Source organism: Marinobacter sp. (assembly GCF_041687235.1).
Classification (GTDB): domain Bacteria; phylum Pseudomonadota; class Gammaproteobacteria; order Pseudomonadales; family Oleiphilaceae; genus Marinobacter.
In genome coordinates, this window is the sequence record NZ_JAWLCH010000002.1 from 45,954 (window position 1) to 66,948 (window position 20,995).

The 20,995-nt window shown below is 57.8% G+C and carries 15 protein-coding genes and 1 riboswitch; of the genes, 9 read left to right on the top strand and 6 right to left on the bottom strand.

Going from position 1 to position 20,995, the window contains the following annotated elements:
- Positions 1 to 123: 123 nt before the first annotated feature.
- The 6 genes from ACESMK_RS04005 to ACESMK_RS04030 all read left to right on the top strand — a co-directional run bounded on the left by ACESMK_RS04005 (position 124) and on the right by ACESMK_RS04030 (position 8,966).
- Complete coding sequence (locus ACESMK_RS04005) at positions 124 to 774, top strand: type II secretion system protein N (RefSeq protein WP_372995513.1); 651 nt, start codon at positions 124 to 126, stop codon at positions 772 to 774.
- An 8-nt stretch (positions 775 to 782) separates the two neighbouring features.
- On the top strand, positions 783 to 1,445 hold the full coding sequence (locus tag ACESMK_RS04010; protein WP_372995515.1) for a transglutaminase-like cysteine peptidase: 663 nt from the start codon (positions 783 to 785) through the stop codon (positions 1,443 to 1,445).
- Between the two features lie 124 nt (positions 1,446 to 1,569).
- Positions 1,570 to 3,204, top strand: a complete 1,635-nt coding sequence (locus ACESMK_RS04015) for an FAD-binding oxidoreductase (RefSeq protein ID WP_372995517.1) — start codon at positions 1,570 to 1,572, stop codon at positions 3,202 to 3,204.
- Positions 3,201 to 4,799 (top strand): glycerol-3-phosphate dehydrogenase/oxidase, encoded by a 1,599-nt coding sequence (locus ACESMK_RS04020; protein WP_372995519.1) that lies wholly within the window; start codon positions 3,201 to 3,203, stop codon positions 4,797 to 4,799. Before ACESMK_RS04015 ends, ACESMK_RS04020 begins: the two co-directional genes overlap by 4 nt.
- Positions 4,789 to 6,348, top strand: a complete 1,560-nt coding sequence (locus tag ACESMK_RS04025) for an FGGY-family carbohydrate kinase (protein ID WP_372995521.1) — start codon at positions 4,789 to 4,791, stop codon at positions 6,346 to 6,348. The genes ACESMK_RS04020 and ACESMK_RS04025 overlap by 11 nt, the downstream gene beginning before the upstream one ends.
- A gap of 62 nt (positions 6,349 to 6,410) precedes the next feature.
- On the top strand, positions 6,411 to 8,966 hold the full coding sequence (locus ACESMK_RS04030) for an EAL domain-containing protein (RefSeq protein ID WP_372995523.1): 2,556 nt from the start codon (positions 6,411 to 6,413) through the stop codon (positions 8,964 to 8,966).
- On the opposite strand, the gene ACESMK_RS04035 is transcribed toward ACESMK_RS04030, so the two are convergent.
- Entirely contained in the window at positions 8,967 to 10,181 is a 1,215-nt protein-coding gene (locus tag ACESMK_RS04035) for a D-amino acid dehydrogenase (RefSeq protein WP_372995525.1), read from the bottom strand.
- A 163-nt stretch (positions 10,182 to 10,344) separates the two neighbouring features.
- Positions 10,345 to 10,437: riboswitch (glycine riboswitch) on the bottom strand.
- A 211-nt stretch (positions 10,438 to 10,648) separates the two neighbouring features.
- Here ACESMK_RS04035 and ACESMK_RS04040 point away from each other — a divergent pair.
- A complete protein-coding gene (locus ACESMK_RS04040; protein ID WP_372995527.1) occupies positions 10,649 to 11,113 on the top strand; it encodes a c-type cytochrome in 465 nt (154 codons plus the stop codon).
- A gap of 12 nt (positions 11,114 to 11,125) precedes the next feature.
- On the opposite strand, the gene ACESMK_RS04045 is transcribed toward ACESMK_RS04040, so the two are convergent.
- Positions 11,126 to 11,818, bottom strand: a complete 693-nt coding sequence (locus ACESMK_RS04045; protein ID WP_372995529.1) for a cytochrome b/b6 domain-containing protein — start codon at positions 11,816 to 11,818, stop codon at positions 11,126 to 11,128.
- Positions 11,819 to 11,960: 142 nt separating this feature from the next.
- Between ACESMK_RS04045 and ACESMK_RS04050 the strand changes: the two genes are divergently transcribed.
- Both ACESMK_RS04050 and ACESMK_RS04055 read left to right on the top strand, forming a co-directional pair.
- Positions 11,961 to 13,427 carry a DUF3336 domain-containing protein gene (locus tag ACESMK_RS04050; protein WP_372995531.1) on the top strand — a complete coding sequence of 489 codons (1,467 nt, stop codon included), beginning with the start codon at positions 11,961 to 11,963 and terminating at the stop codon, positions 13,425 to 13,427.
- Between the two features lie 104 nt (positions 13,428 to 13,531).
- Positions 13,532 to 15,283, top strand: coding sequence for a putative bifunctional diguanylate cyclase/phosphodiesterase (locus tag ACESMK_RS04055; RefSeq protein WP_372995533.1), 1,752 nt, complete (start codon positions 13,532 to 13,534; stop codon positions 15,281 to 15,283).
- A gap of 5 nt (positions 15,284 to 15,288) precedes the next feature.
- On the opposite strand, the gene ACESMK_RS04060 is transcribed toward ACESMK_RS04055, so the two are convergent.
- The 4 genes from ACESMK_RS04060 to ACESMK_RS04075 are packed head-to-tail and all read right to left on the bottom strand — an operon-like array spanning position 15,289 to position 20,985.
- Positions 15,289 to 15,858 carry a condensin complex protein MksE gene (locus tag ACESMK_RS04060; RefSeq protein ID WP_372995535.1) on the bottom strand — a complete coding sequence of 190 codons (570 nt, stop codon included), beginning with the start codon at positions 15,856 to 15,858 and terminating at the stop codon, positions 15,289 to 15,291.
- A complete protein-coding gene (locus ACESMK_RS04065; protein ID WP_372995537.1) occupies positions 15,851 to 17,278 on the bottom strand; it encodes a hypothetical protein in 1,428 nt (475 codons plus the stop codon). The genes ACESMK_RS04060 and ACESMK_RS04065 overlap by 8 nt, the downstream gene beginning before the upstream one ends.
- On the bottom strand, positions 17,271 to 20,210 hold the full coding sequence (locus ACESMK_RS04070; protein WP_372995539.1) for a hypothetical protein: 2,940 nt from the start codon (positions 20,208 to 20,210) through the stop codon (positions 17,271 to 17,273). The genes ACESMK_RS04065 and ACESMK_RS04070 overlap by 8 nt, the downstream gene beginning before the upstream one ends.
- Entirely contained in the window at positions 20,203 to 20,985 is a 783-nt protein-coding gene (locus tag ACESMK_RS04075) for a hypothetical protein (protein ID WP_372995541.1), read from the bottom strand. The genes ACESMK_RS04070 and ACESMK_RS04075 overlap by 8 nt, the downstream gene beginning before the upstream one ends.
- Positions 20,986 to 20,995: the final 10 nt, after the last annotated feature.

Genomic DNA, 20,995 nt, shown 5'->3' on the forward strand with positions numbered 1-20,995 from the left:
GAAAGGCTACCACAGGATATGGACCCGCTGAATAACTCTATACACTATACTGCCAATAAAACGTTGCAGTCTGATAACCTGTGAGCTTTTTCGCGGCCCACAAACTTGCATTCAGGATGATCAATGCTCCTACACAATGAACGGCTCCCCCTGATCCTTGCGCTTCTGGCAGGGGCTGCCATGGTGGCCGTGACGGCCTGGCAGGGTTACCGTTTCTGGCAGATGGAAAGCCAGCAAGGTCATTATGGCACGGTCCAGCCACTGGCCTCCGAATCGATGGCCTCCATGGAGCAACCCGACGTGAACCTGTCATCCCTCGATCTGTTCGGGGCCGCCTCTGCAGACAGCGAGCCCGTGGAGATCGATACCGAAAACCTGCCCGAAACCAACCTCAGGCTGTTTCTTCGGGGCGTTCTCGCCGCCGATGGGGAGTTTCCGGGGAGTGCGCTGATTGAAGACGACAAAAGCAAGACCGAAGCCTATCTGGTGGGTGATGAACTGCCCGGTAACGCTTCCTTGCGTTCGGTGCACCCGAATCGGGTGATTATCGAACGCTCCGGAAAACTCGAAAACCTCTATTTCCCCGAATCGGAAGACCGCAGCGGTATCTCCTTCACCGCTGACGAGGAGGATGAACCGGCCCCTGCCGCACAGCCGGCTTCGTCTACATCGCCCTCAAGAGCGCCAGCCACCGCCACCAGCGATGAGCAGCGTCGGGAGGAAATCCGCCGGCGCCTTGAGCAGCTCAGGGAACGCCTACGGAATAATAACTGAGGCGCCCCATGGAAACGGCCGCTCTCCACATCCGCCGCCGTTCCAGCCTGCTGCCTGCGCTACTACTTCTCGTTTCTGTTGTCGGGGCGTTTGAACTGGGCTCCCGGCTGATGAACTACGTCCAGGAAGAGTTCGGCAGCGAAGCCCACCAACGCCTGGAAAACTGGCAACGCCTTCACGCGCTCGCGTCGAACGCACCCGTTGACCGGCAACTCCGGCTGGTCAACTCGTTCTTCAATCGGGTCAATTTTGTCAGTGATATCCGCCATTGGGGCGAAGAGGACTACTGGGCCACACCGGTGGAACTGCTCACCACCAACGGAGGCGATTGCGAGGATTTCTCCATCGCCAAATACCTGACCCTGAAATCCATGGGGGTACCCGACGAACAGCTGCGTATCGTCTATGTCAAAGCCCTGGAGCTGAATCAGGCCCACATGGTGTTGGCCTGGTATCCGGAACCGGACGCGGATCCGCTGATTCTCGACAACCTTATAAACGAGATTAAGCCTGCTTCTCAACGCACTGATCTTGAACCGGTTTACAGCTTTAACGGTGAAGGCCTCTGGCTCAATCAGTCCGGCGGGGAGCGGACCAGAATCGGCGAAGCAGGCAAACTGTCCCGCTGGCAGGACCTGAACAGCCGGCTGACCGAATCCCTTCGGCCCTGACACCGCACCTCCAAGGACGCCCGCTGGCGGCAAATGACAGCGACCCTGGCGCTAACCGACAACAGCCAAAGGCACAGACCCGCTAGAATGCGCGACATTCGATTCAATCTGGAGAACTCACGATATGCGACGCTGGAACGGCTGGGGCGACGAAGGATTCAATCTGGCAATGCCGGAACAGGGCCAGGATTTTCTGGCATCCCGAATCGGTAACGGCCAGCCGTTAACCGACGCCACCCTCGAATCGGTCTGCGCCAAAGTTCCGGAAACGCGCCTGAACCCGCCAGCAGAGCTGGCAGCCCTGATGGACACCAGCCCGGAAGCCCGTGTTCGGCATGCCCGTGGCCAGAGCCTGGCTGACTGGCTGGCCATGCGCAGTGGCGAGTTTGGTGTATTTCCGGACGGCGTTGCCTCTCCCTCTGACAGTGACGATGTCCGAACACTGCTTTGCTGGGCAGCGGAGCACGATATCAAACTGATCCCCTACGGCGGCGGCACCAGCGTCGCCGGCCATATCAATCCCGTGGATACCGGCGAGCCCGTGCTGACCGTGGATATGGGCAGAATGAATCGCCTGCTGGATCTGGACCCGGACAGCCAGATTGCCACTTTCGGAGCCGGCACACCCGGTCCCCTGGTGGAATCCCAGCTTCGCGCCCACGGCTATACCCTCGGGCATTTCCCGCAGTCCTTCGAGCTTTCCACCATTGGAGGCTGGGTGGCATCCCGTTCCAGCGGACAACAGTCTTTACGCTATGGCCGCATTGAACAGCTCTTTGCCGGTGGCCGCGTTGAAACCCTTCAGGGCACCCTCAACCTGCCAACGATTCCCGCTTCCAGCGCTGGCCCGGATATCCGCGAGATAATTCTCGGTTCCGAGGGTCGCATCGGCCTGATTACCGAGGTAAAGGTGCGTGTGACCCCCCTTCCAGAGCATGAAAGCTTTCACGTGGTGTTCTTCCCGGACTGGGACAGTGCCCACACCGCCAGCCGTTTGCTGGTTCAGAACCGCACCCAGTTGTCCATGCTCCGGTTGAGCAACGCCATCGAGACCGAAACACAACTCGCGCTGGCAGGCCATCCCGCGCTCATAGGCATTCTCGAGCGTTTCCTCTCGCTTCGGGGCGCGGGTGAAGGCAAATGCATGATGACCTTCGGCGTTACCGGAAGCCGGCGGCAGACCAGAAACGCCCTGAGAGAAGCCCGCAGCATCTGCAAGAGCCACAACGGGGTCTACACTGGCACCCGGCTGGGAGACAAATGGGCGGCCAAGCGGTTTACCATGCCCTACCTTCGAGAGGCCCTCTGGCAGATGGGCTATGCTGTCGACACCCTGGAAACCGCTACCGACTGGGACAACGTCGACAATCTGCTTGGGCTGATTGAGGCCAATCTTCGTGAGGGTCTGAAAGACCAGCAGGAGAACACCCATGTCTTCACTCACCTGTCCCACTTCTACAGCCAGGGCTGCAGCATCTATACCACCTATGTGTTCCGTGTGGGGGACAGCTATGACGAGACCCTCGCCCGCTGGCAAAGGCTCAAGACCAGCACATCCGAATTGATCGTGAACAACCGCGGCACCATCAGCCACCAGCACGGGGTTGGCAAAGACCACGCGCCCTATTTGCCCGTCGAGAAAGGGGAACTGGGCATGCTCGCCATCAGATCCCTGTGCAACACCTTTGACCCGAACGCCATCCTGAATCCCGGCACGCTGATCGAACAGGAGCAGAGGTGCGAAGGAGGCCAGACATGAACCGCTCGGAAATCCTTGACGCCCTGGGCACCGGCAGCACCGAATTCGATGTAGTGGTCGTCGGAGGCGGCATCACTGGCGCTGGCGTTGCCAGGGAGGCCGCAGGAAGCGGTCTTCGCACGCTTCTGGTTGAACAGAAAGATTTTTCCTGGGGCACGTCCAGCCGCTCCTCAAAAATGGTTCACGGCGGCCTGCGGTACCTGGGCAGTGGTCACTATGGCCTGACCCGGGACGCCGTTCGTGAACGGCAACGCCTGATGGCCGAGGCGCCGGGGCTGATCGACCCACTGCGTTTTATCATGCCCCATTTCAAAGGCCAGTTTCCGGGCCCCCGGCTGTTCCAGACCTTGCTCCGGGTCTACGATTTCATTGCCCGCAACCACAGCCGGCATTTTTTGAGCCCAAGCGAGGCCATGCTCTGGGTGCCCGGCCTGACCGCTGAAAACCTGTCCGGCGCCAGTGGCTTTACCGACGCGGTAACGGACGACTCACGGCTGGTTCTGCGCCTGATTGCGGAAGCTCGCCGGGACGGCGCCCTGTGCCTGAACTACACCCCTGCGCTTGAGATAAAACGCACCGCCGGTCAGGTCTCCGGATTGCTGGTGCAGCCAGAAGAAAGCGACACGCCCATTGAAGTCTTCGCGCCGCTGGTCATCAATGCCACCGGAGCCTGGGCCGATCGGCTGCAATCGGGGGACCAGTCCGATAACACCATGAACATCCGGCCCCTGAGGGGAAGCCACCTGGTGTTGCCCTGGTCCTGCCTGCCGGTGTCCTGTTCGGTCTCGCTGTTCCACCCGGAGGACGGTCGCCCGGTTTTTGCGTTTCCCTGGCTGGGAACAACGGTGCTGGGCACCACCGATCTTGATCATCACGGAAGCCTTGATCAGGAACCTGTGATCTCTGAAGCCGAAACGTCCTACCTGCTTGAAATTGCCTCACGGCTGTTTCCCGGCAACGGCATCTCCCATGGCGATATTCTCTCAACCTGGGCCGGCGTTCGACCGGTGGTGACGGACGGAACGGGCAAGGCACCTTCCAAAGAGAACCGGGAACACGAACTACGTGCAGACCGGGGGCTGATCAGTATTGCCGGCGGCAAACTCACCACGTTCAGGGTAATCGCCAGGGAAGCCCTGGCCAGAGGCCTCGGCACCCGGGCAGAGAACCTTCTCCGGCCCGGGGCCGAGCCGGTTTTTCAGCCAATCGGAGCATTGAAACGACCGACAGGGGTTAGCCACCAGACCTGGCGAAGACTGCAAGGGTTCCATGGCCCGGAGCTGGACAAGGTGATCGCATCAGGCCCCATGGAGCCGGTGACGCCAGGTTCGGCCACCGACCTGCTCTGGGCCGAACTCTGCTGGGCCTGCCAGAAGGAAGATGTGGTGCATCTCGACGACCTTCTGCTGCGACGCACCCGGCTTGGCCTGACTCTGCCGGAGGGAGCCAGGGCCCTGCTGCCCGGGATCCGGCAGCATTGCCAGCCCTTGCTTGGCTGGGACGACCAGCGGTGGGAACAGGAAGAAACCCGTTACCTCGGAATCTACCGCAGCGCCTATTCACTACCGGCCAGGGAGGCCTCGGATGGCAACTGAGCCACTGATCCTGGCCATCGACAACGGCACCCAGAGTGTCCGTGCCCTGCTCTTCGATACCCGGGGCAACCTGGTGGGTAAAGGCAAGCAGGATATCGACCCCTATTTTTCCAGGGAACCGGGCTGGGCCGAACAGCATCCGGACTACTTCTGGACACAGCTGGGCGAAGCCTGCAAATTGCTTTGGGGTTCCACCACGGCAACACCGGACCTGGTTGCAGGCGTCACGGTTACCACCCAGCGGGGCACTGTCATAAACCTGGATGAAAACGGCCAGCCTCTGCGACCGGCCATCATCTGGCTAGACCAGCGCCATGCCAGGGTTGAGGGGCCGGTCAAAGGACCATGGGGATGGCTGTTCAAGCTGGCGCGGCTTGAGGACACTATCAACCGGTTCCGCGAGAAAACCCAGGCCAACTGGATCGCCCAGAACCAACCCGAGATCTGGGCCAGAACCCGGCATTTCGTTCTGCTCTCCGGTTACCTCAATTACCGACTGACCGGTGAGTTCAAGGACTCCACGGGCAGCCAGGTCGGTTATTTGCCCTTCGACTATAAAAAACACGCCTGGGCCGGCCCGAGGGATTTCAAGTGGCAGACCATGCCGGTCAAACCCGCCATGCTTCCGGAGCTGGTGGCACCCGGGGAAACCCTGGGTCATCTGACCGACGAAGCCTGCCGGCATCTGGGCCTGCCTCAAAGCCTGCCCGTGATCGCTGCGGCCTCTGACAAGGCCTGCGAGATTCTCGGCTCCGGCGGACTGACACCGGACATCGGTTGCATGAGCTACGGTACCACCGCCACCATCAACACCACGAGCCAACGATACGTTGAGCCAATCCGGTTCATGCCACCCTACCCCTCGGCGCTGCCAGGCCATTATTCCACGGAGGTCATGATCTACCGGGGCTTCTGGATGGTGAGCTGGTTCAAACGCGAATTTGGCCTGCGGGAACAGAAAATCGCCGAACAGCGCGGTATCGAACCTGAAATGCTGTTCGATGAGTTGGTAAAAGCCGTGCCGCCGGGCTCCATGGGCCTGATGCTGCAACCCTACTGGTCGCCGGGCGTACGCCAGCCGGGACCAGAAGCAAAGGGCTCTATCATCGGGTTCGGAGATGTACACACCCGGTCGCACATCTACCGGGCCATTCTTGAAGGGCTGGCGTACGCGCTGCGTGAGGGAAAAGAAAAAATAGAAAAGCGCAGCGGCGTGAGAATCAGAAGGCTCCGGGTTGCCGGTGGCGGCTCCCAGAGTGATGCCGCCATGCAACTGACCGCCGATGTGTTCGGACTGCCGGCCGAACGGCCCCACACGTACGAGACCTCCGGGCTGGGTGCTGCCATCGACGCTGCAGTGGGTCTTGGCCTTCACCCGGACTTTGACACAGCCGTGGCAAACATGACCCGGGTTGGCGACGTTTTCCATCCCAACGAAGAAACCCGGGCCCTTTACCAGCGGCTCTACTCTGAGGTTTACCTGAGGATGTACCCCCAGCTGCAACCGCTGTATCGGAAGATTCGGGAGATTACCGGCTACCCCGCTTGACCAATGTCAAATTCCAGGCTGTATATAGTCGCTACATAGAAGATTGTGCTATACAAATAGCCATGAGATCTATCCCCAACAGCCCGACATCCGACTCTCTGGCCGATAAAAGCACCGGCGCCGGAACATTGGTCGCTGCACCCCAACTGTTAGGCATCGTTCTGACGCTTGGTGTGCTCAACCTCATTGCCGGCGAGAACTTTCTGCTCTTTCATTCCCTCGCCGAAATGCTCCGGATCGTGGTCCTGGTCGGGATCTTTGCCCTGGCCTGGCATACCCGCCACTGGGCAACGAACAATTTCCTCGGAGTCATCGGAACCGCAGCCATTTTCATTGCCGGCCTGGAACTCTTGCATACCCTGAGCTACAAGGGCATGGGCATCTTCCCGGCAGATAATGCGAACCTTCCGACACAGCTCTGGGTTTCATTCCGATACCTGGAAGGTACGGCGTTCCTCCTGGCGGCGTTTTCCATAGGCCGGCAGATCAATCTGTTTGCAGTGTTCGCCTTCTTCAGCTCCGCGACAGCATTGCTGATTGCCGCTATCTTCACAGGCTCCTTCCCGGACGCCTTCATTGAGGGTGAAGGGCTTACCCGCTTCAAGATAGCATCCGAATACGTGGTCATTTCCTGCCTGCTGTTCTCAGCCGGGCTCATCTATCGTAAATCCGACCATTTCGACCCTCGAGTACTTCGGTTACTGCTTGCTTCCCTGCTCTTCAATGCCCTGTGTTCCGTCGCCTTCACGCAATATGTCAGCGTCTATGGGTTCAGCAATGAGCTGGGCCACTACCTTTTGTTCCTCTCTGCGTACCTGATCTACCGGGCGGTGCTGGTAACCGGACTTGTGGATCCTTTCAATCTGCTGTTCCGGGACCTGCAAACCCAGAAATTGGCGTTAGACCGGTTACTCGAGGAAAAAAGCGCACGCCTGCTGGAAAGCGAAAGCCTCAAGAATACCTTTGTCGACCATTCCCCGGCGGTCATCTTTCTGCTCGATAATGACCGTCGGTACACCCTTGTGAACCCGGCCTTCGAGCGTTTACTCAAACGCAATTCGGCCCGGATACTTGGCCATACCGTTTTCGACCTTTTCCCTGAACACATTGCCCGGACCCTGGACAACAATGCGGAGCAGGCATGCCGGGAAAAACGCCCGGTAACGGTGACCGAGGAAGTCGACACGGGGGTTCGCAGGCACCTCTTTGAAACGGTTCATTTCCCGCTACTCAACGAACAGGGCGACATCACCGGTAGCGGTGCTATCGCGACTGACGTCACCGAACGAAACGCCGATCTCGCCAGAATCGAATACCTTGCCCATTACGACCCGCTCACCGGGTTATTCAATCGGAGCCACTTCGAGGAAGTTGCCAGAAAACGCCTGAACGGCAGCTCAGCCGATGGCAGGCATTTCCTCCTGATCTATCTGGACCTCGACAATTTCAAAGACATCAATGACTCACTCGGACACCTGGTCGGCGACGAGATGCTGAAACAGATCGGGCAACGCCTTCAGGCCATGGCCGGAAATTCCAGACTGGTGGGCAGGTCCAGTGGTGACGAGTTCTTCCTGCTCGTGGAGATTGATCCCGGGCAGCATTCGGTCCGGGATGAAGCTGAGACCATACACCAGCAGTTCTCCGAGCCCTTTGAGGTTGGTGAGCATCAGCTAAAAACCACGGTTTCCATGGGCATCTCGGTAGCCCCCGAGGATGGAACTGATTTTCCGACTCTCTTCCGAAACGCCGACACGGCCATGTATGTGGCCAAATCCGACGGTCGGAATACGTTCCGTCTTTTCGACATTTCCATGCAGGAAAAGGCCGTTGAACGTCAGCACTTGCTGATGGAGCTCCGGGGAGCACTCCTGCGGAACGAGCTGCACATTCATTACCAGCCGCAACTGGAGCTCGCGACCCGGACGGTTATCGGTGCGGAAGCCCTGATCCGGTGGAATCACCCCAGGCTTGGAAACGTATCGCCGGCAAGGTTTATTCCGATCGCAGAAGAAAGTGGACTGATCGTGGAGATCGGGGAATGGGTCATCCGGGAAGCCTGCAAACAGGCAAGGACCTGGCTGGAGGTTTCCAGCACGCCAATCACGATTGCCGTCAACCTCTCGGCCATCCAGTTCCAGCGTGAAGACCTCTGCCCGAAGGTTGCGGCAATACTTGATGAAACAGGGCTGCCACCGTCTTTGCTTGAACTTGAACTCACCGAATCCGTGCTGGTGGGTGACGAGGCACGCGTTGTGGAGACGGTTCAGCTTCTGAAGGACCAGGGCATAAAACTCGCGATTGATGATTTCGGTACCGGCTACTCCAGTCTCTCGTACCTAAACCGTTTCGCGATGGACAAACTGAAAATCGATCAGTCCTTCATTCGTGACATGGAAACCGACAAAGGCAGCGCGTCTCTGGTGCTTGCCATCATCAGACTGGCCCACAGCCTGGGCATTAAAGTCATTGCCGAAGGTGTGGAAACCCGACAACAAACCGAGCACCTCGACCGCCTGTCCTGCGATGAAGTGCAAGGCTACTACTTCGGAAAACCGATGAGCCCGGAGAACTTCACAGCCTTTATCAAAGGGGAAGTTCTCCAGGAACCAGACTGATTACTGGCCGCAGACTTTTTCTGCCACCAGCTCGGCAGTAATCGCCGAGAGCGTCCAGCCAAGGTGCCCGTGACCGGTGTTGTAGAACACCGTTGGCAAACGCCCGGGCCCTACCCTTGGCATCATGTTGGGCAGCATGGGTCGTAATCCGGCCCAGGGAACAACCTTGCGCGTACAGACACCGGGGAAACACTGCTCGACCCAGCGGGTCAAAGGCCGGATCCGGTCATCCTTGATATCGCGGTTGTAACCGCTGAACTCGGCGGTACCGGCAACCCGGAAACGACCATCGCCCAAGCGACTGGTGACGATCTTGGTGGCATCATCCAGCAGACTGACCGTTGGTGCCGCTTTCTGTGAGGCTTCGTCGTCCAACTCAACGGTAATGGAATAGCCCTTCACCGGATAGATGTTCACCCGGTCGCCCAGCTTTTTCGCGAGCCCGCGACTGCCAACACCGGCACAGATCACCACACCATCGAAGGTATCCCGGGATTGCTCGGTGCCGTCGTGAGCGGTAACCCAGGCATTACGCGCATCGGCGCTCAGCTCGGTCACCGTGTGGCCGTAGCAGGTTTTAACGCCAAGCCGCAGGATGGCATCGGCAAGCCCGTTGGTGAACTTGTGAATATCACCGGTGGAATCGCTCTCGGTGAAAAAGCCCCCGTAGTAGGTGCCGGCCAGCGTGGGCTCGATGGATTTCATTTCCTCCGGGGTAACCGAACGGCGCTCCAGGCCACCGGCAGCCAGCAGGCGTGACACTTTGGCAGCGTGATCAAACCCGGCCTTGTCCCGATAGATATGCAGGATCCCCTGCTTCTTGAGATCGAAATCAATGCCCTCTTCCTGTGCCCAGGCGAACAGATGGTCACGGGCAGCAATGGCCAGACGGGCGGTTTCCGTGGTGTTTTGCTCGTACTGGGGAATGGCGGCGATGAATTCGGCGAACCAGCTCAGCTTGTGCCAGGAAGGCTTGGGATTGACCAGCAAAGGGGCGTCCCGGCGGGACATCCATTTGATGCCCTTCATGACGGTTTGCCAATTGTTCCAGACTTCCGCATTCGAGGCCGATAGCTGGCCACCGTTGGCGAAGGAGGTTTCCATCGCCGCATAGCGATGTTTCTCGTAAACCGTGACGTCAAGCCCGCGCTTGGCAAGGGTGTAGGCCGTGGTAATACCAGTGATACCACCGCCGATTACAGCGATTCGCTTCATTCCAGTCTCCGTGAGCGCCCAGGGTTTCCTCTCTGCTCGAAATGGCAGAAAGCACCCCTTCCGTCACGGGACCTGAGAGATTCACGGGCCGGTTCAGAAAAACCGGTCGCTTGCTCCTTCGGTGTGCCGACTGACGCGATTGTCGACAGCTCTTCGGAAAGTATTCATGTCAGCGGTCCTTTTGCCTGAGAGTTTCCGGGGCAGTTGCTCCTTCGGCGCTGATCGCAAGCGATTCAGTCTCTCCCGCAGACATGTCTGATTGGTAATAAACGCCAATCAACGGAAATAAACATAGCAAATAACCGGGGGGCATGGAACCAGGCCGCTGCACAGCCCCGGCAGGATCAGGGAACAAAAGAGACCAGCGATTTTGGTCCATCAACCCAATCAATGGCTATATTTAAATGAAATTTGGTTATGCTATTTTGAGATAGGATTGATTAACCGAAGACGATGAGGGATGACAAATGAAGAAGACAGGAATTCTGGCCACCACAATTATCGGCTTGGCGTTCGCCGGCACCAGTGTCGCCCAGATGAGCGTAGAAGATCAGATCGAGGCGCGCCAGGCGGCGTATCAGTTCATGTCCTGGAATATGGGTAAGATCAAGGCACAGGCAGTAGACGAGGAAGTGGAGTTCAACCCGCAACAAATCGTAGCGGCAGCCAACGCCATCGCCGCGGCAGCAAACTCAGGCCTTGGCGCCCTTTACAGCCCCGACTCTGCAATGGACAAGGCTGAGGATACCCGTTTGAAGCCCGAATTCTTCGAGCAGCCTGAAAAAGCACGGGAAGTCGGCGGTAACTTCGTTCGTGAAGCGAACAAACTGCAGGAAGTTGCGGCCAGCGGAGACAAAGCAGCCATCGCCCAGCAGTTTGCGGCGGTCGGCAAGAGCTGCAAGGCCTGCCATGATAACTTCCGCGCAGACTGATCCAGCCAGCGATTACCAACCAAGATCCTGAGGTGCAGCCTCAGGCGCCGGCGGCGGGGGAATCAACTCGCCGCTGGCAAACGCAACCAAAACAGCACTGAGACAGAGCGCTAGAACGAAGGCTCCGATCCCACCCCCTTCCGCGCTTTTGCCACGATGGTCGCTGGTTGACACTTTCCCCGTAACCATCGGCTTGATCAGATTGTTCTTTCGCGCCAGCGTGTAGAACATCACTGCCCCGATGTGCAGGACAATCAAGCCATAAAGGTACCATTCAGACCGTCTGTGCCAGCCGCTGAGGGTATCGCTCAGATCCGATGAAATCAGGGGATAGAGGGGTCCGTTAAAAGAAACCTCATCATTCGCAAATAACCCCGTGACCGCCTGGAACCCGAACAGACCGATCATCGCCAAAACAGACAGAGCGCCCAGTGGATTGTGCCCGATGCCCTGCCATTGGCCCTGTATGTAGGATTTCAGCGCTCTCGGGCCCGGTACAAAAACCGAGAACCGGGCATAGGTTGAGCCAATAAATCCCCAAGTCAGGCGAAAACCGAGCAACCCGACCGTTGCAAGCCCGAACCGCTCGTGCCAGACCATCCAGTCTCCACCGAGCTTGATCGAAATCAGAGAACCGCAGACAGCCACAACGAGCAGCCAATGAAATGCTCTCAAGGGCAGATCCCACAGGCGAATACTTGTCATGGCGTCTCCCGGAGAACAGTCACACTCTTACGAATTACGAGATACTTCTAAAACCCAACCCAAGGTCGCGAACATAGTAAATAACCGGGAGCCAGGAAACCAGTCGCTGCAAAGGTCTGCCAGGATCGGTTAAGGTAAAGCTATGAAAGCCGCCTCGAAGACTCGCAGACAGTTAACGCAGCAACTTGAGCAAGCCCGTGACTACGAGCAATGGTGCGAGGCCGCCACCGCGCTCGACGACCTGGACGGCCTGCTGGCCTGGCGCGAGCAGGAAGAAACCGGAATGCTGCACGAAAGCCTGATGCGCAAGCATATGGCCAGCATGGACCATTGCCGGCAAAACGGGGATGCCCGGCGCTTGATCCGGGTCTTGCAGGAGAGTCTGTACCGCCATCTCGGGGAACTATCCAACCCCGACCTGTACACCGTCGCCCGTAGCGGCACTAACCGTCTGGTGGCTGAATTCCTGGACGCGGTCGAGACGTCCATGGCATTCATTTGTGACCACCCCATTCCAGACGTCACAACCGCCCGAAAGCTGAAAATGTTCCGGGACGCCGAGAGAGTCTATGGCCGGCCGGCGCTCATGCTCAGCGGCGGCGCGGCTTTCGGTATTTACCACATTGGCGTCACCCGGGCACTCTGGCGCGAGGATCTGCTGCCAAATGTCATGGCCGGCTCCAGTATGGGGGCGATCGTGGCAGGCGCCATCTGTACCCGGGACGAACAGGAGTTGGCCGACTTCTTCAACCAACCCGAGCGAATTCACCTCAACGCCTTCCGCTGGCTGGGCCTCACCGAAACGCTGCGCGCCGGCCATGCCATGGATCCCGGCCAACTGCAGGAACATATCCAGCACAACCTCGGCAGCGTCAGTTTCAAGGAGGCGCACGAACACAGTGGCCGCACGCTGAATATCTCCGTCTCCCCCACGCGCACCCAACAAAAACCCAGGCTGCTTAACTGGCTGTCCTCACCGGCCGTATTGGTGGACTCGGCCGTGATGGCTTCCTGTGCGGTGCCGGGAATTTTTCCACCGGTGACACTTCGAGCCCGGGATTCAGACGGCGGCAGGGGCAGCAGTGTACCCTACATGCCCACGGAGCGCTGGATAGACGGCAGCGTGCATGGCGATCTGCCGCTCATGAGGATGGCGCGCCTGCACAATGTGAACAAAACCATCGTGAGCCAGGCCAACCCACATGTGGTGCCATTTATCGCCCACCATGACCAGAGCGGCCTGACTGCCTGGGCAAAACGGGCCGCGGTGTCCCTGGCCCATGGCCAGATCGCCACTGCATTGAAACTGACCCGACAGAGCCCGCACCCTGGCATCATCCGGCCACTCATCGAGCAGGCCAACGCGATGACCAGCCAGCAATACCTCGGGGACATCAACATCCATTTTCCACCCAGGCCGTCGCTCTATCGCAAGGTTCTCTCCAATCCAAGCCCAGAAGATCTGGAGATGTTCATCAACCTGGGGGAACAGGCTACCTGGCCGAAGCTGGCAATGATCAAGGATCAGACGAGGATCAGTCGGGCGTTTGATCGATGCATTGCTCAGCTCGAAGCCGATCTTGAAAAAGGCCGCCAGGAAAGCCACTGACTATTCGCTATTGCCTAGAAAATGGCCGCATCCCAACCTATGCTCGTATAAACGGTATGCATAATGGCTTTTGGTTTTTGAATCGATGTTCGGAGTGACAGCTAATGCCAGATAAGCAAAGGCCGAAAACTCAGGTTTCACCCGCATTTAATGAAGAACATTCCCAATCTTCCCTCGACCGGAGCGAGAGAAAATTTTATGAGTTCATCGAGAGCCTGCCCATGGTCGCCGTTCAGGGCTATGACAGGAATCGGCGGGTTATTTATTGGAATGAAGCCAGCAGGCGTCTATATGGTTACACCCGGCAGGAAGCCCAGGGGCGGTTACTGGAAGAGCTGATAATCCCGGATTACATGCGAGAAGGTGTTATCCAGGCGCATAACAACTGGCTCGAAAATAACATCAGTATTCCCGCAGCCGAATTGGAACTTAAGCACAAGGAAGGTCATCTGGTTCCCGTTTACTCCAGCCATGTAATGATCAAGCAGGACACCGGTGAGTGTGAAATGTTCTGTATTGATATCAGCCTGCAGGAACAGAAAAAAGCCAGGGAAGAATTATATCGGAATGCAACGTTTGACGATTTAACCGAACTGCCCAACAGGCGCTTTATGGAAGCTGAACTATCAGCGCGCCTTGACGAAGCGTCCCGGCTGGAACGGGAACTGGCAGTGGTGTTTATCGATCTGGACAACTTCAAGCTCATCAACGATACCCTCGGCCATCACCATGGCGACAAACTTTTAAAAGCGGTTGCGGACACCCTGCGAAAGGAACTTCGTAACTGCGATCTGCTTAGTCGATTCGGTGGTGATGAATTTGTGTTGCTTCTGTTCGATTTTGACGGGCCGGAGGGCATTCACGAACTCCTTCGGCGCTTGATCGGCGCTCTGGATCATGGATTCACCCTTGATGGAGACAGCTACCAGGTAACGGCCAGTTTCGGAGTCAGCCTGTTTCCCGATAATGGAGCAACGATCACTGAGCTTATGGGAAACGCCGATGCCGCCATGTATCAGGCCAAGGAAAAAGGTAAAAACAGTGTCTGCTTCTACACACCAGACATAAATGACCGGCTTATTCACTATCAGGACATTACTTCCCTGCTGCGCCGGGCGATTGCTACCAACACGCTCCAACTTTACTTTCAACCGCAAATCGACCTGCTGCAGGGCGGCACAGATTCCTGTGAGGCGCTGTTGCGATGTTTCGATGAGAATGGAAAGGCGGTGTCTCCTGCGGAATTCATACCGGTGGCCGAGAAGTCGGGGCTGATACATCGAATCGGAGATTGGGTCATCGAAGCCGCCTGTGGTCAACTCAAGGCTTGGAAAGGCACAGCCCTCGAGAACATACGGGTCGATATCAACCTATCGGGAAAACAGCTTAACGACCCGAATCTGGCAGAAAAGATCCTGCAGACACTCCACCGTTATGAACTGACCCCGGCCCAGTTGGGCGTGGAGCTGACAGAAAACGAAGTGTTCGGCGGAGATAACGGACAGACAAAGCAACTGGAAAGACTGAAGCACGCCGGTGTGCATATTTCCATCGACGACTTCGGCACCGGCTATTCTTCACTGGTGTATCTGCGCAAACTGCCGGTTTGCGGAATCAAAATTGACAGAAGCTTCCTCCATTACGCCATGGAGAACGAGAGTGACATGGCCATTATGAGGGCCATGATTACAGTAGGACATACACTTGGCTTGAGTATTGTCGTCGAGGGTGTCGAGACCACTGAACAGGATCAACTCGTGAAAGACCTGGGCTGCGATCTGGCCCAGGGTTTTCTGTACGCGAGGCCAATGCCGGAAGCCCAAATGCCGGCATTTCTGGCCGGGCTCAGAGCCTAAAGGCGTTACCCCTGCTCATACTCCCGCACCAGCTCCTGCAGGAAATACAGCCCTGCAGAACTCAGGAAACAGCGGCCGGCGCCGGAACGAAATAACAGATTGCGCTTTTCCAGATAATCCAGCGCTTCTGGCGCGCCCTTTTCAAAACGCGCTGCCCGCAGGATGTCCTGGTATTCCTCATCATCCGCCAGGGCGGCAAGGTCCTGCTCATTCAAACCAGCATCGGGGCGGCCGAGATAGTCCAGGTCCCGGCCGCTGCGGGCGAAATACCGCCCGATAATCAGCAGTATGACCTGCACCCGAAAGGCATTTTCGTCATGCTCCTCGCCCTCATCGTCACTGCTTTCCCTGAGAAAGAAAAACGCGCCGGTTTCGTTGAACACCAGCTCGCTACCGAGGTGTTCGTAAAAGGTCCGGAAGTGGGACAGATGGTTGTACAGCAGGTTGTAGAGCGGATTGGCCCGCAGCTCGGAGCGGTTACTGTCCCAGACATCACGCACGATTACTCGTCCCGTCTGGAATTCCCGGTAGATAGCGGCGCTGTGGGCCGGGAGGATATCGTCGAATTCAGGCATGGTGTTGCTCTTGCTGATTGATCGGCACCTCTGTTTCCAGACGACGCCTGCGGTAGACAAACTGCTCATTGGCAGGAGACTGCTCGAGGATCCGGAAGCGATTGGTGGTGACCACCTGCAGTCCTTCCGGCGGCGAGTTTACCAGCCGGTTCAGGGCTGCCAACAGGTCCGGAAAGCGATAGCCTGGAATAAAGCCGTCCAGGCGGCCGTGCAGCTCACGAACCAGATCCGTGGTTGGCCGCTGTTCCAGGGTTTCCAGCCATTGATAGAGCTGGTTGATGCGCTGAACATCGATCCGTGTGTGACGCCCGCTACCCTCCACCTCCTGCAGAACCGGCACCTCGGCTCTACGGCGAAGGTCGTTCAGGCGCAGTTCCAGTTCACTGAACAGCAACTGATAGTAGCTGGACGAGTTTCCGAACGCGTAGTGTTTCGGTCGTTGCTGGGCCCGCAGCCCCACCAGAAAGCCGGTACCGCGGGCAAAGTCGCCACCCTCCAACCACTTTCTCTTGAGGCTGAGGGTCTCAGTTTCGGCCTTGAGTTCGCGCAATTTGCCGTAGAAGTGCTCCATGGCGTTGTACTGAACCATCCCCTGCCGGGTCTTGCGCAGAAAGTGCTCCACTTCCTGGGCCACCGCCTGAATGGGTTTGTACAGGGCATTCAGACTGATGGAGGAACGGAACAACTGGTCTGCCAGATTATCATCGCCGTGGCTCTCCAGCAGCCGGACCATCGCTTCCAGAGTATCAAACAGGTTGCTGCCATCGGGTAGCCTCGTGTCCGGATTCAGGAACACCAGGGTCGGTTTGATGTGGCGCTCGTACAGCGTAACGATCTGCTCAAACAGGTTCTGACGGAATTCCAGGAACTTCTCCGGCGCCCGGCTGGCGTCGCCGGACAGGTCCGCGAGCTGGGCACTGATGGTCTGCATGCGCAGCACATTCTGGCGCAGCAAGCCAATGAGCTGACTGACCCGCTCGTTCAGATCATCCCGCAGTTCGGTATAGTCCGGGTCCGCGTCGCTGAAGCTGCTGGTTTCCAGCCGATTGCGCACATCCCGCAAGGTCACCAGATGGCCACGCAGGCGGGCATCGGTCAGTTCCTGGTACAGCGAGGCGTTACAGGCGCGCATCAGGTTGATCAGCGCATCCTGGAGCACCAGCCGCCGCTCACCCTCGGCCTTGATGATGTCGATCACCAGGCCGCTGCGGAACAGGTTGTCGGTATTCAAGGCCAGCCGCACCCGGTCCCGATCCGCATTGCCGAGCGTGCGGGTATAGTCCATCACCTCGGCCACCAGATCGCTTTCGCGAATATACCGGGCTTCGTTCCGGTCCATCCGTTCAATCATCCGGAACAGGATCTTCGGGTGTTCGAACAGCAGCCGGGTGGTGTCCAGAGTGCTGAAGCGTTTACTCATCCGCCGGCTCCAGCAGATTGTTCTGGGTCTGGTCCGCCCAGTGGCTCAGGGGCTCGCCGTTGGTAAAACCCTCGGCCCCGCCCCAGAACACCAGGGTGCGTTGGGGGCTGTAGGGACGCGCGGTACGCATCTGCCCCACTTCCAGGTGCCGGCCGATCAGATAAATCACCTCCGCGCTGGCGCTGTGTGTCGCTGCCGAAAAGAGGTTAAAACCCTGCTTGCGCAGCCGTTCCAGCAGCGATGGCATCTGGCTGATATCCACGCTGGCCAGCTCGTCCAGCACCATGGGGAACGACAGCTGCACACCGGGATACAACACGCGTTTCAGCAGCCGGTACACCAGTTCCAGATTGATCAGTGCGGTGGTGGAGGTGGACTGGCCTTTCTTATCCAGGCTCGCGGCATTCTCCTTGCGCGTGCGGTAGGAAATGCCGGTGATCACCTTGTCCATGGTCAGGCGTTTGCTACCGCCCTCCCCGAAAAAGTCCGCCACGAACACCCGCAAACGGTCGTAGAACGCGTCTGACTGCAACTGGTTCCCATAGGGGTCGATGTTGTTGGCTTCTTCCACCAGATTGCGGAATTTCGGATCGGTGTGGATATCCACGCGAATTTCCACCAGATCGTTGATGCGCACGCCCTCCAGCTCGCGATTCAACTGCGCTTCGAAACGGGCAATGTGCTCGTGGTTCGATTTCAGGGCCTGCCGATAGCTCGCAACGGTTTCATTGTGGATACCAACCTGCTGCTCCAGAACGTTCCAGCGCTCGGCCATGCCGGCGAACAGGTCTGAGAGGTTTTTGAACGTTTCCCGGATAACGGATGACACCGGGCTGTCTTTCTGCAATTCGCCTTCGGTATCTTCGTGGATGCCGAGATACACGAACTGTCGCAGGTGGTCGAGAATACTGCGGCGGCGCTCTTCCAAGTCGTCCAGCTGGGTTTGCAGGTCGTCGAACGCGGCAACAGACACCTCCTCAATCGCCAGTGGCTGCTCGGCTTCCACCGCTTTCAGATGCGGGAAGCGATGCTCCACGGTCCCGACGCTGCGGCTGAGGCCCGCCAGTTCCCGCTCCCGTTCTTCGATACGCTCTTTCTCGGCCCTGGCTTTGGCGGCTTTCTGCTGCACCGCATCCTGCTTCTCCTGCTCCAGCCGGGCCTGTTCTTCCAGTTTGGCCAGCTGTTCCTCCGCCGCCTGCTTTTCCTCGGTGGCATCGCGCAGGGTGGTGCTTGCTCCCGGGTAACGGCTCAGGGTATCCAGATCCTTCTCGATAGCGCGAATCTCCTTTTCGGTGCGCTCGATCAACCGTGGCCGGTCATGTTCCTGGTTGGTGGTGTCTGCCAGCTCCGCCCGCTCCTTTTCCAGGCCATGAAGCTCACCTTCGATATGCCGGCGCTGCTCTGCAAAATCCGTCTGCCGGGCCGGCTGGCCCGGGTATTCAGCATCGAACCAGTCAAAGCCTTTATCCGTGGGCGCAAACAGCCGGGCAAAGGCCTCGATGGCCGCCTTGCTGCCGGCGTCCAGATCCTGGCCCGGGCTGGCCATCACCAATCGCGGGTCCACGGCCCGCAGCGGTGCCGCAGTGGCTTCATCCAACTGGTTCTGCAGCTGCCAATGTTGCTTGCTTTCCCGATCCTTCAGGGATTCCAACTTGCGCTCGAGTTCCTGTTTCTTTTTCTCGATCTGCTCCAAACGAATTTCCGCCTGGGCGGCACTCTTGAGGGCAGCCAGATGCCCTTTCTTGCTATCGAGTTCCTCTTTCTGGATGTCCTCGATTTCCTGCAGGGTATTGTCGCCATACTGAGACAGCAGCAGCTCGCCATCTTTCTGGTTCTGCACGGCCTGCTTGATACGCCGGTCGGCGGAACGGATCTCGCCCTTCAGGCCGCTGGCGTCCTGCTCCAGTTTTTTCAGAGCCTGGAGCACATGGCGCAGGGTCTCGTTCTGTTCATTGAATGCCTCTACAGCGGTTTTGCGCCGTGAGCCGATGTCCTGCAGGGCATGGGTGACGCCATCCCGGAAGGCGGCAAAATCGTGCTGACTGCGAAGCAGGGTCTGGTAGGCCTGATAATCCTTTTGAAGCTTCTCGAACCGTGAACGCTCTTTTTCAATCCGGTTCAACTGGATTTGCTGTTGCTTCAGTTGATCATGGCGGTTGAGGAAGTCGTCGATGTTGAAATCAAAGGCATCGTCGGCAAACTTCTTGTCTGCCTCGATAATGCTGGCCACCGCATTGGCCATGGCCTGATCGTCTGCCTTCATTTCAAACAGCAACAGGATCAGCGTGCGCAGAGACTGCACCCGGCGCTCGTCGGATTCACCCAGAGGCAGCACCGAATAGCGCACGGCATCGGCGTTCATCAGCTCGCTGCTGTACAGCATCTGTTTGAGTTTGGCCGGGTCATTCACCAGGCGGGTTTCTTTGGAGAACTTCTTCAAGGCCTCGGACAAACGGCTGAACGACAGCTCCGGCACCGCCTGGCCGATACCGTCCTCATCATCGCCATTCCAGAACAGCGGCCGCAGCTGGTCGTAGCCCACCGGCACGAAAGCGCGGCCATAGCTGAGCTGACTGGCGCTGTCCCGGTACAGGATCTGGCAATGCACGCCAGCCGGGTTTTCCGCTTCCATGATCAGAAAACTGAACTGGCTCGGGAAATAGTGCTGATAGCTTTCCTCGTTGGTGTAGAAGCTACCGGCACTGGCATTGCGGAACGCGAATTTCTTGCGGCTGTTCTTGAAGTTGTTTTCCGGCAGCAGAAACAGACGCAGCGAATTCAACAGGCTGGACTTGCCCAGATTGCCCGGGCCCAGGATCAAGCCATGGTTGTCCACCGGAATTTCCACGTAACAGAAGCCGGCGGAATCCACCAACACCAGACGGCGAATACCAAAATTGAAATTGCCTGGGCTCCCCTGGGAGTCACTCATCCAGAATCATCTCCTGTTCCATGAATTTGCCGGTCGATCGAAACGCTTCTGCCAGGGGCACAAAACCAAGCCCCTCTGCCAACGAAATCGCCCTTGTGAATCGTTCGGTGGAGTCCGGTAGTTTGCGGAACCACGCCAGCCATGTCTGCCAGTCGGGCGGCTGAACAAAGGTGGCTTTCCCACCAAGAGAGGCCGCGATCGTCGAGAACATTTGCAGACCACCCGCATCATAATCGAATGCGCAGAATACTTCTTCATAGCCCTGCAACCAGTCGAGAATCGCGCGCCGGGTAATACGGTTGCCACCGCCCAATAGCACATCGCAGTCCACCAGATGCAAGGGCCTGCCGAGAACCTCACCGGTAAATTTCAGCATCTGCTGATACTGGTAGAAGTTACGCTCGTTTTCTATTACCAGCACAGAGCCGGCGCGCTGAAAACCGATGTCAACAGAATCGCTCTTGATAACAGCCACATCCGGACGGCTGGATGCCAATCCCGCATGGTAAATCAGAAGAAAACTTACTTCAGTGCCATGGCGATGAGAGTCACCTTTTTTGGCGGCGTCTACTCTGTTTAAGGGAGCCTCCGCGACGTTCTGCAGCTCCGCGAAAGCAGTTTCATCCCGGACCGTGACCAGCCACCGGTTGGACTGTACTTTTTCTGTGGCAAACATGTCCCGATGGCGCCTGCGAAACTGCTCCGGAAGCTTCTTCAGGAAGGCTTCATAATTGATCGGTTGGCCACGCAGGATTTTGTCGAGATAGTCGTTCAAGGATGCACCG